17 protein-coding genes are annotated in these 15,041 nt (G+C 44.5%); 10 read left to right on the top strand and 7 right to left on the bottom strand.

The window, feature by feature from the left end:
* The first annotated feature begins 166 nt into the window (after nt 1-166).
* Nucleotides 167-1,114 (top strand): integrase, encoded by a 948-nt coding sequence (locus QXV08_RS07460; RefSeq protein WP_342783267.1) that lies wholly within the window; start codon nt 167-169, stop codon nt 1,112-1,114.
* Nucleotides 1,115-2,089: 975 nt separating this feature from the next.
* Here the strand turns inward: QXV08_RS07460 and QXV08_RS07455 are convergent.
* The 4 genes from QXV08_RS07455 to QXV08_RS07440 form a co-directional block, all read right to left on the bottom strand.
* Nucleotides 2,090-2,248: a hypothetical protein gene (locus QXV08_RS07455; RefSeq protein WP_342783265.1), complete on the bottom strand. Its 159-nt coding sequence runs from the start codon at nt 2,246-2,248 to the stop codon at nt 2,090-2,092.
* Nucleotides 2,249-2,333: 85 nt separating this feature from the next.
* Complete coding sequence (locus QXV08_RS07450; protein ID WP_342783264.1) at nt 2,334-2,570, bottom strand: PIN domain-containing protein; 237 nt, start codon at nt 2,568-2,570, stop codon at nt 2,334-2,336.
* Nucleotides 2,567-2,767 (bottom strand): antitoxin family protein, encoded by a 201-nt coding sequence (locus QXV08_RS07445; RefSeq protein WP_342783263.1) that lies wholly within the window; start codon nt 2,765-2,767, stop codon nt 2,567-2,569. The genes QXV08_RS07450 and QXV08_RS07445 overlap by 4 nt, the downstream gene beginning before the upstream one ends.
* Before the next feature lie 325 nt (nt 2,768-3,092).
* Nucleotides 3,093-3,587: a hypothetical protein gene (locus QXV08_RS07440; RefSeq protein WP_342783262.1), complete on the bottom strand. Its 495-nt coding sequence runs from the start codon at nt 3,585-3,587 to the stop codon at nt 3,093-3,095.
* Between the two features lie 409 nt (nt 3,588-3,996).
* Between QXV08_RS07440 and QXV08_RS07435 the strand changes: the two genes are divergently transcribed.
* Both QXV08_RS07435 and QXV08_RS07430 read left to right on the top strand, forming a co-directional pair.
* Nucleotides 3,997-4,173 (top strand): YHS domain-containing protein, encoded by a 177-nt coding sequence (locus QXV08_RS07435; RefSeq protein ID WP_342783261.1) that lies wholly within the window; start codon nt 3,997-3,999, stop codon nt 4,171-4,173.
* Nucleotides 4,174-4,198: 25 nt separating this feature from the next.
* Nucleotides 4,199-6,613 (top strand): heavy metal translocating P-type ATPase, encoded by a 2,415-nt coding sequence (locus QXV08_RS07430; protein WP_342783260.1) that lies wholly within the window; start codon nt 4,199-4,201, stop codon nt 6,611-6,613.
* A gap of 343 nt (nt 6,614-6,956) precedes the next feature.
* Here the strand turns inward: QXV08_RS07430 and QXV08_RS07425 are convergent, their stop codons facing one another.
* From QXV08_RS07425 to QXV08_RS07415, 3 genes are all read right to left on the bottom strand, one after another.
* On the bottom strand, nt 6,957-7,265 hold the full coding sequence (locus QXV08_RS07425; protein WP_342783259.1) for a hypothetical protein: 309 nt from the start codon (nt 7,263-7,265) through the stop codon (nt 6,957-6,959).
* Between the two features lie 506 nt (nt 7,266-7,771).
* Entirely contained in the window at nt 7,772-8,551 is a 780-nt protein-coding gene (locus QXV08_RS07420) for a hypothetical protein (protein WP_342783258.1), read from the bottom strand.
* A 187-nt stretch (nt 8,552-8,738) separates the two neighbouring features.
* The gene (locus QXV08_RS07415; protein WP_342783257.1) at nt 8,739-8,957 is read right to left on the bottom strand and encodes a hypothetical protein; all 219 of its coding nucleotides are present in this window, start codon (nt 8,955-8,957) and stop codon (nt 8,739-8,741) included.
* 685 nt (nt 8,958-9,642) lie between these two features.
* Between QXV08_RS07415 and QXV08_RS07410 the strand changes: the two genes are divergently transcribed.
* From QXV08_RS07410 to QXV08_RS07380, 7 genes are all read left to right on the top strand, one after another.
* Nucleotides 9,643-10,272: a hypothetical protein gene (locus tag QXV08_RS07410; protein ID WP_342786318.1), complete on the top strand. Its 630-nt coding sequence runs from the start codon at nt 9,643-9,645 to the stop codon at nt 10,270-10,272.
* Between the two features lie 17 nt (nt 10,273-10,289).
* Entirely contained in the window at nt 10,290-11,690 is a 1,401-nt protein-coding gene (locus QXV08_RS07405) for a hypothetical protein (protein WP_342786319.1), read from the top strand.
* Nucleotides 11,687-12,526, top strand: a complete 840-nt coding sequence (locus QXV08_RS07400) for a hypothetical protein (protein ID WP_342783254.1) — start codon at nt 11,687-11,689, stop codon at nt 12,524-12,526. The genes QXV08_RS07405 and QXV08_RS07400 overlap by 4 nt, the downstream gene beginning before the upstream one ends.
* On the top strand, nt 12,523-12,912 hold the full coding sequence (locus QXV08_RS07395) for a hypothetical protein (RefSeq protein ID WP_342791437.1): 390 nt from the start codon (nt 12,523-12,525) through the stop codon (nt 12,910-12,912). The genes QXV08_RS07400 and QXV08_RS07395 overlap by 4 nt, the downstream gene beginning before the upstream one ends.
* Nucleotides 12,885-13,739 (top strand): ABC transporter ATP-binding protein, encoded by an 855-nt coding sequence (locus QXV08_RS07390; RefSeq protein WP_342783252.1) that lies wholly within the window; start codon nt 12,885-12,887, stop codon nt 13,737-13,739. Before QXV08_RS07395 ends, QXV08_RS07390 begins: the two co-directional genes overlap by 28 nt.
* 430 nt (nt 13,740-14,169) lie before the next feature.
* The gene (locus QXV08_RS07385; RefSeq protein WP_342791438.1) at nt 14,170-14,454 is read left to right on the top strand and encodes an AbrB/MazE/SpoVT family DNA-binding domain-containing protein; all 285 of its coding nucleotides are present in this window, start codon (nt 14,170-14,172) and stop codon (nt 14,452-14,454) included.
* Nucleotides 14,451-14,855 (top strand): type II toxin-antitoxin system VapC family toxin, encoded by a 405-nt coding sequence (locus QXV08_RS07380; RefSeq protein ID WP_342791439.1) that lies wholly within the window; start codon nt 14,451-14,453, stop codon nt 14,853-14,855. Before QXV08_RS07385 ends, QXV08_RS07380 begins: the two co-directional genes overlap by 4 nt.
* Nucleotides 14,856-15,041 lie beyond the last annotated feature (186 nt).

The raw sequence follows: 15,041 nt of genomic DNA, 5'->3' as shown, positions 1-15,041 counted from the left end.
ACTAGAAACATCAAGAAAAACCTAACTAATACCCCTACGAAATACAAATACATTACAGCAAACCAAACCAGATACAAAAAGATAAACACCAACAAGGTAGACGCAAGCCGCCCGGCTATACTCCTGAGGGGATGCGTCTACCCGTTGAAGCAGTTGGTGCCAGAAATTGGGAGACGTCTTTAAATTATCTGCTGGGTTACAACGCATAAGCTTTGCAGGTGTAAGGCTTGAGTGGAGCGGCGACTTCGAGCACTTCTTGGCGGAGTGCAAAAAGAGGAGGAGGGTGAGGGATCCAGAGACGCTGAAGTACTACAGGAACCTGTTTAAGAAGTATCTTGAAGGAAAGGAGCTTTCAGAGCAACTGATAGACTACGTTGTTAACCACGAGAACAAGTGGCTTAGAAATGTCTTCAGACACTACATACAGTACTTGTACTACAAGAGGAGGATTTCCCCGGAGACCTTTGGCTGGGTAATGGAGGTCGTGCCCTCTAGGAGCTACAAGCTAGATGTAAGGCCCTACCAGATAGACCTCGAGAGCGTTAAGAAAACCCTGGGCTTCCTCAGGGAGAAGCATAAAGTATACTACGCTGTATACAGAGCCATGCTTGAATCAGGCGCCAGGCTCGAACACGTCCTCAAGATGATAGAAACCTGGAGGCCCAGCGAAGTAGTCGAGGTGCCGGGAGTAGGCTTGGAGACCAAGAGGCTTGCCTGCTTCGAGAAGGAAGGCTTCTGCAGGTACTACATAGGGTTGAAGGGTCCCGAGAAGCCTAGTGAGTGGATATACATGAGCCTAGAGACAGCGGAGGTCCTCGGAACCATTGCCCCTAAGTACATAGATAGAAACGCTATCAGGAAGTATGCTAAAAGACACGGCCTCGTGGCGCCGAAATACATGAGGAAGGTCTCATGGAGGCTGATGATCAAAGCTATGCCTAGAGAAGTAGCTAGGTTCATCCAGAGCAGGTTTGGAGAACTAAAGGTTTCTGAAGCCAGGTACGAAGACCTGCTCAGCGAGGCCGACGAGAACTACCCCAAATACCTCGAACACATATCAGCACTTCTACAGCAGAAGCGTTTCCCCACTCACGTTACTTCTAGTTACTTTTAATTAGTTTTAATTCCGTGAGTGGGGCTGGCCCTTGGTACGGGATCACCAGCTTCACCCGCACTTCATGGGGCCCAGTCGAGGGGAACGCCATGCCCCTCCCATCTGAGGATAGATACCTTAAACCAATGTTTATTGCTCCAATAACATCTCTATCCAAGACAAGCCCATTACCCAATTTAGCTATGATAAGCCATGTAAGTGTATTCTCTATGTCATTATGATCTAGCGATTCTATCTTATCTATGCCCTTGCTATAGAGATAAGTTGCAATGGGAATTAAAGTCAACTGTGATGGTAAGAGTGAGAGTCTTCTTAATCCTAGTTTTGATTTAAGTAGTTTAAGTGCTAGCAGTTTCACCTAGCTTGTAAGTAAACTCTTCACAGGAACATCAACACACGTTAAGCTTAAGCAAATGGTGATGTGCTCGAATTCACTACCAGTACTTATCTCTAGAACCACGCTCCCCTTCTCACCGGGTCTTACCTCATCTTGTGTAACTCGGTAGTCAGATCTATTTAAGGGTTTACCATCAAGGTAGATTCTTACCCAGTCAGTTCTTATAGGTGCAATCCAGTTGTTTAGAATACTTAGGCTAACTCATTGTTTTCCGTCATTCATAGATGTTCTTAGTTGAGAGTATTATCATGGACCCACCCCATGTTTCATGCCTGGCTTGAGCTAAATGAAACATGACTAAGTGTATCCACCAGCCTTCGGAGCCGGAGGTCCCGGATCCAAATCCCGACGAACCCACCAATCCTCTATAATCTCTTCTAACGGCCCAATGTATTCATTATTAGTAATGCCTATTCACATCTGTTCACAGAAATAATGAAGCCTACGCTAGAAATTTACAATAGGTATTGCTAGCTGTAGTGCAGAAACCTAGTAACAAGGGTTGGGTATACAAATTCATTGAGCAAAACAAAGAAGCTTAAGATTTCTTTAGAGCGGGGAGGACAGGATAGGAGTGTTTAAGTAAGCCTAGTAATGCGTAATCCCGCTTCAGCTCTAGATTTCTTTAGTCTTCTCTTGAACTCTACTAGTAGACTGTAGGGCAACCTATCGCCAGCCATTACTACACTCTTGCCTAGGGCTCTGGCTACGCCTCTAGGGCTTGCTCTCCTACGCACAGCGACTACGAGAATGGGCTGATCAGGGGCTAGTTTGACTGAAAACTTTATTGTTTCTCCTCTCCTCAGCTCAGCACTAAGGAAGCTAGCTATGCACGAAATGCTTAGCTATTACTCTCCGTAGACTATAAGGTCCTTTAGCTTCTCCGATAGTTTGATAGTATTCTCTCGTAGCAATATAGAGCAACTCGTTTAAGACTATGAGGCTTGTATGGAATTTTCTGTTCTCGAATTCCTCTAGGATATTCCTGGCTGTTTGAGTTAGACTCGTCTTAAACAGTATATTGTAAAATATATTGGTGTCTACGAATACGCTACTCATTGTACTTGTGCCTCTTCCTCATACAGCTTTAACTCTTCAACGCTGGCCTCCCCGAAGATCCCAACATATTTATCGAGAACCTCCCCCACCCTCCTTTTACGAATAAAAACTATTACCTCCTCTCCATCATTCAACTCGAGAGGCTCCAACGGCTTGAGAACACCTTTTTCATACTTTGCACGTATAACTTTAGCCATGCATCTTCACTCCTCTACTATATATTGCTTTAAGGGATTAAAGCATGTTTCAGTAGAATAGCTCTACCGTCATATAACATGTAATCACTCCTACAAAAACGTAAACACTCAATGGCTTCACGCAACATTCTGATATTGGTATCAGCCTCCGGAGCCGGGGCTTCCTAGGTTCAAATCCCAACGGGCCCGCTAGGGACACATCTTTTTACTTATCTAGATCATATCTAGATCATACAATGAAACTTACAAGCTTGGAACAGTGAATAGTATTAACTATAAGAAAATTATTTTAAAACGTGGTAGTTCTAAAATAAAAAATAACAGTTTAAGAGTGTGCTTTCATATTACCAATAAGCTTTAGCATAGCTAACAACTCTTCATACGATACGTAGTATTCAAGCAACAATAATACTTCTCTGATATCATTAAGCACAGTCTTCACTCTACTACACAAGTCATTATTCCTCCTACATATACCATCATCTAAGAGAAATATTCCGGCATCTTGACAAACACCATGTCTCTTTAAGACATATAGTATACTGATCTTCCTTCTGAGATCTTTAACAACATCCCACGTAGTTAAGAGATAATGATAGTACTTAAACTCTATACAGAATAGAAAAGGAGGCTCGTCTCGAGCAACTATTAAGTCTATTTCAGGAAACCATTTTCTACCGACATTGAGCTCTTTCCTTAAGGTAGTAGTAGTTTTAACTAGTTTCCTATAGAAATCCTTCATGATGTTGAAATTCCTCGGTTTTAACTCGTAGGTGACATGTAGATGTATATTAAGGTCCTGGTTCTCAATGTACTTCATTAACATTATGAGAGTACATCAATAATAAATTATATACCGACATCTAGGGGTCTTCTTCAACGCGCTATCCGCTATCTCTCTTCGAAACATTTACAACTAGAGTATTTACAATGACACTTTATAAGCAGGATTCTCAGGACAAGTGCATCAAGCATTCTCCGTGGTTTCCAACCTTACTGCTTATAGTCACATTCGTCAAAGCACTTTGAGCAGAAGTGTTTTCAGTGTATCCAAAGCTCTTGAAACCAACTCTTTCAGCATAGTTTCCAGCTCTTAACTCACAGCAATTGTAAGTGTAGTGGTAGAGTGCAAAATGGCTCTAAGTAGTTCTAGCAGTCTGGAAGCTATAATTGCAGGAATGCAAATATTTATTAGCAATTAAGCTCCTAGTAACTACTGGGGGTTATCTATGTCCACGCAGATAGACCCTGTCTGCGGTATGGCTGTTGATCCCGGTAAAGCCAAGTACAAGACTATTTACAAGGGCAAGGTCTACTACTTCTGCAGTAAGCACTGCTTAGATGAGTTCGAAAGAAATCCTGAATACTACCTCACGCATGGGCCTAGAGGAATGTTTCACAGCTAGCCCTGCTCTATGAGTGCTTACTAGCATGGCTGTAATCAGAGAAAGGCTTAAGATAGTCGGCGTTGACTGTCCTAGCTGTGTGTACTCGATAAATAGGGAGCTAGCTAAGCTCAACTGCATCCAGGACTTCAGCGTGGATGTAGCATCTGGTGAAGCCCTCGTAGAGTATGATGATGCAAAGTGTAGCTTGGGTGATGTGTACAGGGCTATAAGGGATGCTGGATACGATGTTGTCAAAGAAGTAGCTGTATTCTCAGTAGAAGACCTTGATGCAAACCTAGCGAGAGTTCTCGAGGAGAAGCTTGGTAAAGCCAGAGGAGTCTTCGAGTGTAGGGCTTCAATATCTACATCGATGATAAAGCTTGTCTATAACCCCTTAGCTCTAACTCAGCAAGATATCGAGAAAGCGCTTCGCGGGCTTGGCGTAGAGTTCAAGCGTGTACTAGAAGAAGCTAGGCTCAGCACTGGGGAAAGAGAGTACGGGCTTCTCGCTAGGAGGCTCGTAGCATTTGCCATAGGGTTTTCAGTTGTACTACTTGCTATTCTATCTATGCTCATGAACGTGCACTTAGGCAACTACGTCTACTTGCTGGCAGTATCCTCCTTAGTAGTCCTCACCTTGAGCTACGACATTGTCTTAAGAGGCTACAGGTCGCTGCTGAGGTTTGCACCAACAATGGATTCCTTTGTAGCACTGAGCTCTACGATCTCGTTCTTGTTTGGCATACTGTTCTTACTCAACGTTATTCCTCTGCGTGGAGAAGTGCACGTATCATCCTTCTTCGAGGCTTCTGCTGGTGTTCTCGGCTTCGTTGGCTTGGGCTTATACCTTGAGGAGAGGATTAGGAAGAGGGCTTGGAGAAGCGTTGAAGAGCACGTGAAGAAGCTCTATGGCAAGGCAAAGCTGATCTCCAACGAAGGTGTCATCGAAGTTGATGCAGACAGCGTTCCCCTGGGAGCTCTCGTAGAGGTCAAGGCAGGCGAGATCATACCAGTAGATGGCGTTGTTGTTGAAGGTGAGGGATACGTAGATGAATCTAGCTTCACTGGAGAACCCATGCCTATACACAAGAAGGCTTCAACTAGGGATCCCGTACTAGCTGGAAGCAAGCTCGTGTCTGGTTACATGAGGATTAGGGCAACAAGAGTTGGCAGAGAAACTATTTTGTACAAAATAGTTGAAACCATTAGAGAAGCCCAGTTCTACAAGCCGAAGATAGTTAGGCTTGCAGATAAGATCGTGGGATACTTCACTCTAGCAGTCATAGGTATCGTTGCTGCTACGGCTACTTACTGGTCTATCTATGCAGGTGACGTATCGAAGGCAGTGCTCTTCGTTGCAGCTGTATTTGCAACTGCTTGTCCCTGTGCAATTGGAATTGCGATTCCAATGGCAGTTTCAGTAGCTGTTCTAACTGCTTCGAGAAGAGGAATTGTAATTAGGCGGGGAGACGTGTTCGACAGAGTGCTCGAAGCCTCTGTTGCAGTATTCGATAAGACAGGAACCTTGACTACTGGATCTCCAGCTGTAAGGAGAGTCATGCCCTTAAACAACGATCCCGATATAAGCGAAGTACTCTCGTACGTGTGTAGCGTAGAATCTAGGAGCGAGCACCCAATAGCTAAGGCTATACTGAACTACTGCAGTGAGAAAAGAATAGAGCTAAAGCAAGTAGAGGAGTTCGAGCACTTCCCTGGCCTGGGCGTTGTGGGAAGAGTCAATGGCTTAACTATTGCTGTTGGAAGCACTGAGCTAATGGATAGAGTAGGCGTAGACCTGCCAGGTAGTGTGGAGAAGCTGTTGAAGGAGATTGGGGAAAGAGGTGGAACACCAATTATAGCAGCAGTAGAGGGAAGGCCAATTGCAGTTATAGAGATTTCTGATAGTCTCAGACCAGAGGCCGTAGATGTAGTCAAGTACCTGAAGAGTCTGGGACTAAGAGTTGGTATTGCTAGTGGCGATGTTCAAGAAGCTGTTAAACATTATGCAGAGATTCTCAAGATAGACTTTTACTATTACAAGCTCAAACCCCTTGATAAAGTAGATGTTGTTAAGAGGCTTCAGCTAAGCGGAGAAAAAGTTATGTATGTAGGTGACGGAATAAACGATGCAGCTGCGATTTCAGTTGCACACGTTGGTGTGGCTATGGGTGGAGGAGCAGATATATCCAAGGAAGCTGGAGACGTGGTTATCACGAGCAATAAGCTGTCAGATGTAGTCTTCCTAGTAGAGTTCAGCAGGAGAGTTAGGAGGAAGTTCCTCGAGAACCTATTCTGGGCGCTTATATACAACACGATATTGCTTCCAATAGCAGCTGGAGCGCTCTATAGCTACGGCATCTTCATAAAGCCAGAGCTAGGAGCAATCGTAATGGTGCTAAGCGATGTTAGCGTGGTACTGAACTCTCTTAGGCTCTTGAATGTCAGAACACAGCCGTAGCTACGTAGCAATTAGGAGCTCGCAAGCCCGTGCTCGTGAACTTGAACACTATTGCTAAGCAAGCGTGTTGTTTAATCGTAGTAGTGTTCATGAGCAACAGCAAGCTACCTTAGCTTCTTCGTGAGGAAGGCTTGGTAACCCAGGACTACTTTGTAAGGGTACTTCGACACAGCCTCGTGGTATATGCTATCGCTCACTGATAACCTCGGCTTAGTGAACTCTCTTCGCGCAATCCTGAACACCTCGTTCAGTACTTGAACTACGTCTTCTACACTGTGAACTCACAATACCAAGTATGCTATATCCCTGCTACTCCACGGGCTTTCAGTAACGAAGCATGTCCTTAATTTTGGTATGCAACCTCAATGCATACCACTCTGTTCTTCTCCACTACGTACTCACACCTGATCTTAATCCAAGTAACATAAGAGGAGAATATCCTAGGCGATGTGAACTCCGTGTTTTTAACAAAGATGTACTCGCTGGGAAAGGGGCTAGCTGAGTGCTCTGCCTGAGCTTCCACGTTGACTTCGCTGAGGACTACTTCTACGTGGGCGATGTCGTAGGCAACCTTGGATATACCGCACTCCTTGTAGACTTCCACGGTTTCTCTCGGTGACCACACAGCTACAATATCGCATTCATGCTCCATGGCTACTTCAATAGCTTTGCCAACAAGTGCTACGTCAACACTTCTCCCCTGTAATCCCTGTGCTCCTCTAGGGTATCGATGAATCCGCCTACTGAGAGTGCCGTTTGTCCCTAGAGGACTGGTTATGGTTGTTTAAGATGGCTTAGTTCGTCCTCTAGGGACTTCCACCTCGCCCACAGGGATTTGGGTATCCCTGTGGGTTCATGGGTGGCGTTCGACCCGAACGGCACGCGGGTCACATCTAGGATAGACCCGCCTAGGCTTGGAGCACTGCTCCCATCACCAAGGCGGGCTCAAACCCATTCTAAACTGAACCAAACCACCCTAATAAACGTTTCTGCCCCACCTAGGCATCTTAACACTAGTGAAGGATACCATGGATCCAGCAACCGTGAAGTCAGCTATTATTAAGCCGTTGATTACAGCTCGTGGCAAGGCCTCCGGGGCTACTCCGCGTAAACCCCTACTAATTCGCTTTACATGTGCTTTTCACTTGGGTAACCATATTACCTAGGGGCTTTTGATTCAATTTCGCTCAGTATTCTCCAGTACTCCTTATCGCCTAGTATCTTCTCTTGTTCGCTCCTAACCTTGCTGAGCAAGCCCTTTGCGTTTCTAGATACAAAGTTTGCTATGAACTCTGTTGCTTCCCTACTTAATCTCCTTGGATCTCTTGGTAATCCTACTCTGCCAATGCTTGCCCTAGCCAGCAACCACGCTTTTATGAATAGTGGAGTGGTCACTGCTATCAGTTCATCCTCTGTTAGCTCACCACTACTAGCCCACCACACATCGCGTGTGAAGGTAACTGCTAGTGCTCTGTAGATGGAATCCCCTAGTTCACGGAGCACTTCATTAGACTTCTCCTTAATGGCGTGCACAGCATGAGCTACGCTTATACCTGTTAGTGGAGCTCTAGTAGCTGCTGATACGAAACCAGGAGTTACGACTGGATTTAAATCACCCCAAGTAGCTACAACGCTTAGAGCATACCCACTGTGTAGCAATGCCTCCTTGAAGGCTTCGACAGGGTTTCGCGGCTCTAATGCTTCACCATGAATAACGGCTTCAACCTCCTCCAGGGTTATTGGATCAGCTACTGCAGGTGCACCCTTTACTATCAGCCATGGAATACTCCACGCAAAGTACTTCTCAGCGTAAACAGGCTCGCTTGCAATGAGGACTCTCAGCTTAGCTAGCAAACCCGAGCTGTGCAATTCGAGAATCAACTTGTAGCTCGACGAGCACGTGGGGTGTATGATTAGTATAGGTGCGTCCTGATCCAACACTTAACACCTCTGGTTAAAACTAGTGGGTAATTAGTTAAAAAGCAACCTAGAACAAGGCTACTTAGAGAAAAACGCTTTACTTCAATAAGGAAAGGGTTAAGGGTATTAGCCTCCAGGTGCTCCATGCCATGAGCTATCCTTCCAAACCATGTTCCAAAAGACTTCTTCAGTCAGTGCTGATTCCTCAGCTATGTTCTTCTTTAATACTGAGTAGTAGTTTGCAATGCCTAGCTTCATCATCCACTATCGCTACCAATATGAGTTCAGCTCGGAGATCTCCTATTTCGCTGAGCAACTTCGTTGATTCCTCGAACATCTTCCTCCCTGTTCCAATGTGCTTGTGAATAACTGTGCTTATGGCTTTAAAGTTTTCTTCGCTAATGAATGGCTCTTCGTGCTTCATAAGGCGAACTAGTGATTTATACATTAAAGCATGCTTTTCTGAATTCTTTGCTACGCAGTAGAATAGTGCACTCAGCACAGGGTGCTTTATTGAATTAGCTGGGTGAACGGCTTAAAAGCCCGGGTCGCTGTTATGAGCCGATTATTTTGGGGCTGAGATGAAGCTTATTGGACTACTTAAATGTCTCTAGGGCTCCTAGGTAAGCGGTGATAAGGTGGCTCTCGATTACCGGAGAGGAGCCCTCCATACACTGGCGGGCCCGCTGATACTCCGCCAATATGGCATAGTAGATGAAAATGTACGCTTAACAGGGTTGTTGTCCTCGCAATATTCGACGCGCTAATGCAGGATGAGATATTAAAGGAAGACGTGCTCAACTATTTTTCTCAGGTACTACAAGCAAGACATGCTTGGAGGCTCAAATATCCTAATTAACCGATACGCACGAGAGCTCTCGTGGATAATCACTACAGCTCTAAGCCTACGTCATTAACCAGTAGCGACATCAGCCAACTATGGAAAACTTCTTTATCCTGCTGAAAGCGTTTCTAGGTTTTTGAACGATTTTAATTAAAGGAAAGCTTATATGCCAAGCACCTGTTAATGGATCTGACGTAAAAAGGCGATGTATTAGATGCGCGCGATCGCCCCACTAACGGTGGTCGTAATAATCGCGGTAGCAGTTTTGGTAGTAAGTGCAGGCGTTACGCTATATACATACTACGTCAATAGTATTAGAAAGATCGAATTTGGTAGTGACGTTATCGGCTCTGTTGCAGCAACCTTCTCGGGTAGCTACAATGCTGGGCAAACACAAGTCGACCTGAACATCAACGGGTTAACTGCTACTGTGAACTGGGATGGTAAAGCTGTAGGAGTCGTTGCTGTAGGTGGCAACTACATAAAAGTCGATGGGTTTAAATACTACTATAGTGCTGTAGCTGGATATGGTGTTGCGGCACAAAACAGCTGTCCTTGGCTTGCATGGCTCACTGGTGCCACGCTTTATGATGTAAAAGTTATAGACACTTACAATGTCTCCTATAGAGATTCTTCGCAGACAAACTATGTTACTATTGAATACAGTGATGAATTGGGATCGAAATTGCAAGTATTAGGTATCAATTTTGACGTAGTACGTTCTGAAAGCGGGAAGGTCATAAAAATCCCTATTGTCCCGGTAAGTCATAAGATACAGGGTATATTTGCCTTTTACTACGGCTCTACAGGCATTTTTGGAGGTTGTCCACAGCTGAAACACTATCACTCGTCAAACGTCTCTGGCACCATCTACTATTCAATGATAAGCAGTTAGATAGAGGGTGGTGTAGCTTGATAGAAATGGCTAAACATCAACATATTTCTTCTTTTACTGTTCTCATTATTGGACTATTGTTCGTTTCCTCTCTCTCATATGCTACATACGTGTATGCATCCTCCGATACGGCCGAAGAACATCAGTTGAGGTTGCTTTACGATTTTGAAGGCTACGCTATCTTAGCCTATAGCAATCTCACACCGGTGAAAGTCAGGTTTGAACATGTGGAAAGGTCACCCGGGTATAGCTATTCTATTTACTCGAGGGCTCTCATTAACTACGTTAAGGGCATAGACGTCTACAGCAATATTTCTCGTATTTTAGAAGGCGTAGAAATGGTTAAAGTGATATTGTCTTGTAAATACAATGTGAATAGTAGCGACATAATGGTTTCACGAAGCAACGATACTATAGTAATAACATTGCCAGCCGGCCCCTGCATTACTGCCGAGCCTCTGTTAGTCCTACTGGAGGTGAAGGGTAGGGTTTACGTTGGACATAGTGGTAACGATACGGCCTTTGTCAGAATTGTGGTAAATGCTACACTACCAATCCGCGATGGCTGGAAGATAGTGGTGGACGACCCGTTGCTGAGAGCACTCTTATGCGGCTCTGTAGAAGATGTAGCCTGTACTCCAAGAACTATAGAGCTCTCAAGCCCACTGTATAAGATCGTGGGGAGCGAAGTCTATGAAGAGTCGGAGAAAGTGGGGAGCTTCTTCCCATTCTACATTGGCTACCCCAGAAACGCTACAGAAGTGAAGTCTGTGGTTGAGAACAAGGCAAAGCTATACTACTATAACCTAAGTGGCTCAGTCTATATGGTCAAGTACCTTAAGAAGTTCGCGAAGTATGGTCAAATGCCTGAAGTCAGAGAAGTCTCAGAAATACATGTATCTCTAATAGACCCCCTCTACATATCTCAAGTGAAAGCTGCAATGAAGTACTCTAGTGACATTAAATACTTTATCCCCAATATTTTTATTACGGGTTTCAATGAAACGGCTCAGTTAGATAACTTTATTGTAGATATACTGCTAGGCAAGAAGCCGCAGATAAGCTTTACTATGACAGTGAACAGGGAAGAACCCCCGTATATAATTTCCGTGTTCACGGGTTCAGAGCCTGAGGTGCACTACATTTACAGCTATCCAACCGAAATGAGGTTAGTACCGTTAAAGGTTTTGGCACCTGGGCCCACAGGCAACTCCTCGTTCTTTCTCCACATAATATCCTTGAGTAACATTCGCTACGAAGAAATCGACCCATACTCTATTTACATAGGCTACTACGAGGTTCCACGCGAAGCTGCTGATTGCTGGCTATGCAGGTGGATACCGATAGTTATCACCTTGTCTGCCCTGATCGCTACTGTAGCACTGATTGCTTACTTTAAAAAGAGGAGATCGTCATGAGGGTTCTGCTACTAAATAAGATAGCGTTAGTATTCCTCGTAGTAGCACTAACTCTTACTGCATACGTTGCTACCGAGCCTGTAGCTGATATTGCATCGCGTTACTACGGCGTTGAATTCAGCAGGTTCTATAGTTACGAATATATTCGTGTTACTGAAATACTGACTAGAGCGATTGACGGTCCTCTACCGATCATTAGTGGAGGACTCACATTAAGTACGACGTTCAACAGCCTCCTCCAAACGGCCTCTGATAAGTACCCTATTATTAGTAACGTGTACCGTGGAATAATCATTGGAGACGCCATCAATAGGTTTTACACCTTCAGCTTTCCAACGGCAATTATCTTTTCATCGATATTCTACGTGGTAGTCCTAGACGCTATGAGTATACGCAGAATACTCCAGGTGATAGCGTCCATAGGCATAAGGAGGTACTGGTTCAACATCGTTATTCTCGCACTAATGTCAAGCCTAGCTTATGTAGCGACACTTGCTCTCCCTGTGTCACTTTATGTATGTCCCTCGTGTAGCTTGTGGGGTAAATTCGTGGGTTTCTTCTCCTTGTTCACACTGTTCTCGATAGTTCTCTTGTCAGAAGCTCTCGTATATGTGCTGGTCTGGAATGCCTTGCCAGCACTACTCGTGGGTATGTCAACCTCCATAGTTTTCTTAAGCTACCCGGAGCAAGTGGCGGAAATTCTCAAGGACTCTATAAGACTATTTGGATTAGAAGTTCAAGACCCCATATCGGTTCATACACTTCTAAACCTGGTCTTCTTGTTACTACTGTTTCTTGCAACATACGTAGTAATTGTTAAGAGGGAGGTGTATTGAGGAGGATACACTACTACTATCTCGCATGGATAGCTATACCCCTAGTCATACTCTCCACATCCCTTTTTGCTATTCACAATCATCTCTACTCAGAGACGTACTCCTATAGCTTGCAACTTGTCAGCAGTGAGGGTTATACTGACGGCTTCCTCGCCTATATGCCACTAACCGGTACACTTCAAGTAAGCCTGGTGTGTCAAGGAGGGGGAGATATTAAAGTTAACGTAAGCGTGGTTGCCGAGACGAGGACAAGCCTACACCTTTCCTGTAACAATACTGCTACAGTCAAGGTGGAGAAGCCTGGACTCGTCATGGTTTATGCGAGAGTGGAAGAGGTTAAGGGTGGAGGTGTAGAAGCATGGCTGAGAGCACAGGTAAAGCCGTAGTAGAAGTTGTTGACGTCGGAAAGAAGTATGGAGGCCGCTGGGTTCTGAGACATGTAAAGCTGCTTGTCAATCCCCGTGATAGGGTTGTAATCATGGGGCCTAATGGAAGCGGTAAATCAACACTCGTGAAAATACTAATGGGGCTCACAAGCCCGAGCGAGGGCTTCGTGAAAATACTCGGCGAGCACGTCAGGAAAGCCGGCTTCGACAAATTGAGGCGTAGTATAGGGTATATGCCGGAGAAAACCACGCTCCCAGGCGAGATGAGAGTTGAGGACTACCTCTCTCTATTTGCCGAGTTAAGGAGGTGCACCTATGATGATTTAGCTGAATCCCTGGGGCTAAAAGCATTCTATAAAGCCAAGATAAGTACCTTGTCGCAGGGCTACCAGCGCAGAGTAATGCTTGCTGCTGCACTACTTTGCAAACCACAGCTCATTATCCTCGACGAGCCATATGCCAATCTCGACATAGGCTCGCGATTTGCAATAGACGAGCTTCTCCAGAGCTACTCCAAGGACCTTACACTCATTATGACTACCCACGTGAAACCTGGTCTAAGTGATTTTAGAACAGTACTGTTAATGAACGGTATTGTCATCGGCAGCATACTGTATGAAGACGACTATGTTGAAATCAGCCTAACCTGTGGAAATAAACGTGAAGTACTTAGGGTTTACGCCAAAGACAAGGGGCACTCAGAAAAAGTGATGGTATTCAATAAATTGATAAGAGAGGGGTGTATCATAGAAGACATTGATGTGGTAACTTTCGAAAGCATCCTCCGCGAAATGCTATCTCATCAGGCTAAACCCACATCCTTTTAGCACACCACACTAGCATACTTGAGTTTTTACAACACAAGCTTCAACATTAGGAGCAACCTCCTTGAATACCCTAGCTGTGAGCCACTAGGCACAGTCCCGAAATCGATGCTGACAAGGAATGGGTATCTATGATCAATATCCTCCACCCAGGCCCCGTTTTATTCACACAATCTCATTTTTTTTACCTGTTCAAGCCTTCTCTAGCCTTTGGAGCCGATGGTATTTCCATTAAATAGTTTTCTGCGTATTCTTCTCAATGATGCAGATAGTAATGGCTCTAGATTTTTTAGTAGATTGAATGGGGTTGGGTTCGACAGCTGAATAAACATCGCTTCTAGGGGTTGTCAATCACTATTTACATGGAACGATGGAGTTAGTTATGTTGTCATGGAGGCGAAATGCTTATATATTGGTTTAGCCTGGTTTTACCTTGGGTGGGCTTGGTTTGGCTCTTAGGTTGAGGGTTGGGAGGAAGGGCTATATAATTTTGCCGAAGGCTGTTCGCGATGTTTTCGGTATTGATGAGGGTGATGAGCTTATTGTTGAGATTAGAGATGGTATTGTTCTTAAGCCTGCTAAGAGGGGTGTAGACATTGAGAAACTCAGAGAGTCTCTGAGGAGGCATGTAGAAAAGCTTGCAGGTCTCCCCTCGAGAAAAGAGCCTAGGCCAGGGGAACTAGCGAAAATGTATCTTGAGGAGGAGTTTGAGGAGTGAAGGTCTTCATAGACTCCCCACTTCTCATATACCTCAACACCGTAGCAGATCCCAAGACTAGGATTATCTATGAGAACTTCTATATAGATATACTGACTAGGTATAAGCCGTATACTGATGTACTCGTACTCGATGAGCTAATCCACGTCTCTAAAAAGAAGTATGGCATTCCATACAACATAACAATAGAGTTTATAGAGTCAAATGTGCTTCCATACGTATCTGTAATAAGCCTAGGAGAAGAGGAGTATAAGCAGGCGATAAAATTCCTACTAGACTACAACCTTAAACCATCAGACTCACTCCACCTAGGAGCAATGGTCAACAACGGTATAAACACCATTGTTAGCGAGGACAGCGAATTAGATAAAGTACCCATAGTGAAGAGGTTGTGGGTATAGCTAAATACCCTGCATCTCACTATTTTTGTAGAAATTGTAGAAAATCGGAAAATCCGAGGAAGTATACAAGTCGGTGTTGCTATAGTATTTCATAGGATAACCCGTTACTATGAAGATAGGGTATAGTTACTTTAACTAATTACTGCAGCCGTGGCAAAATTTATATGACTGCATATAAAAGCACAT

It is taken from the genome of Desulfurococcus sp., from assembly GCF_038881575.1.
Classification (GTDB): domain Archaea; phylum Thermoproteota; class Thermoprotei_A; order Sulfolobales; family Desulfurococcaceae; genus Desulfurococcus.
This window is presented reverse-complemented; position numbering and strand designations above follow the sequence as displayed.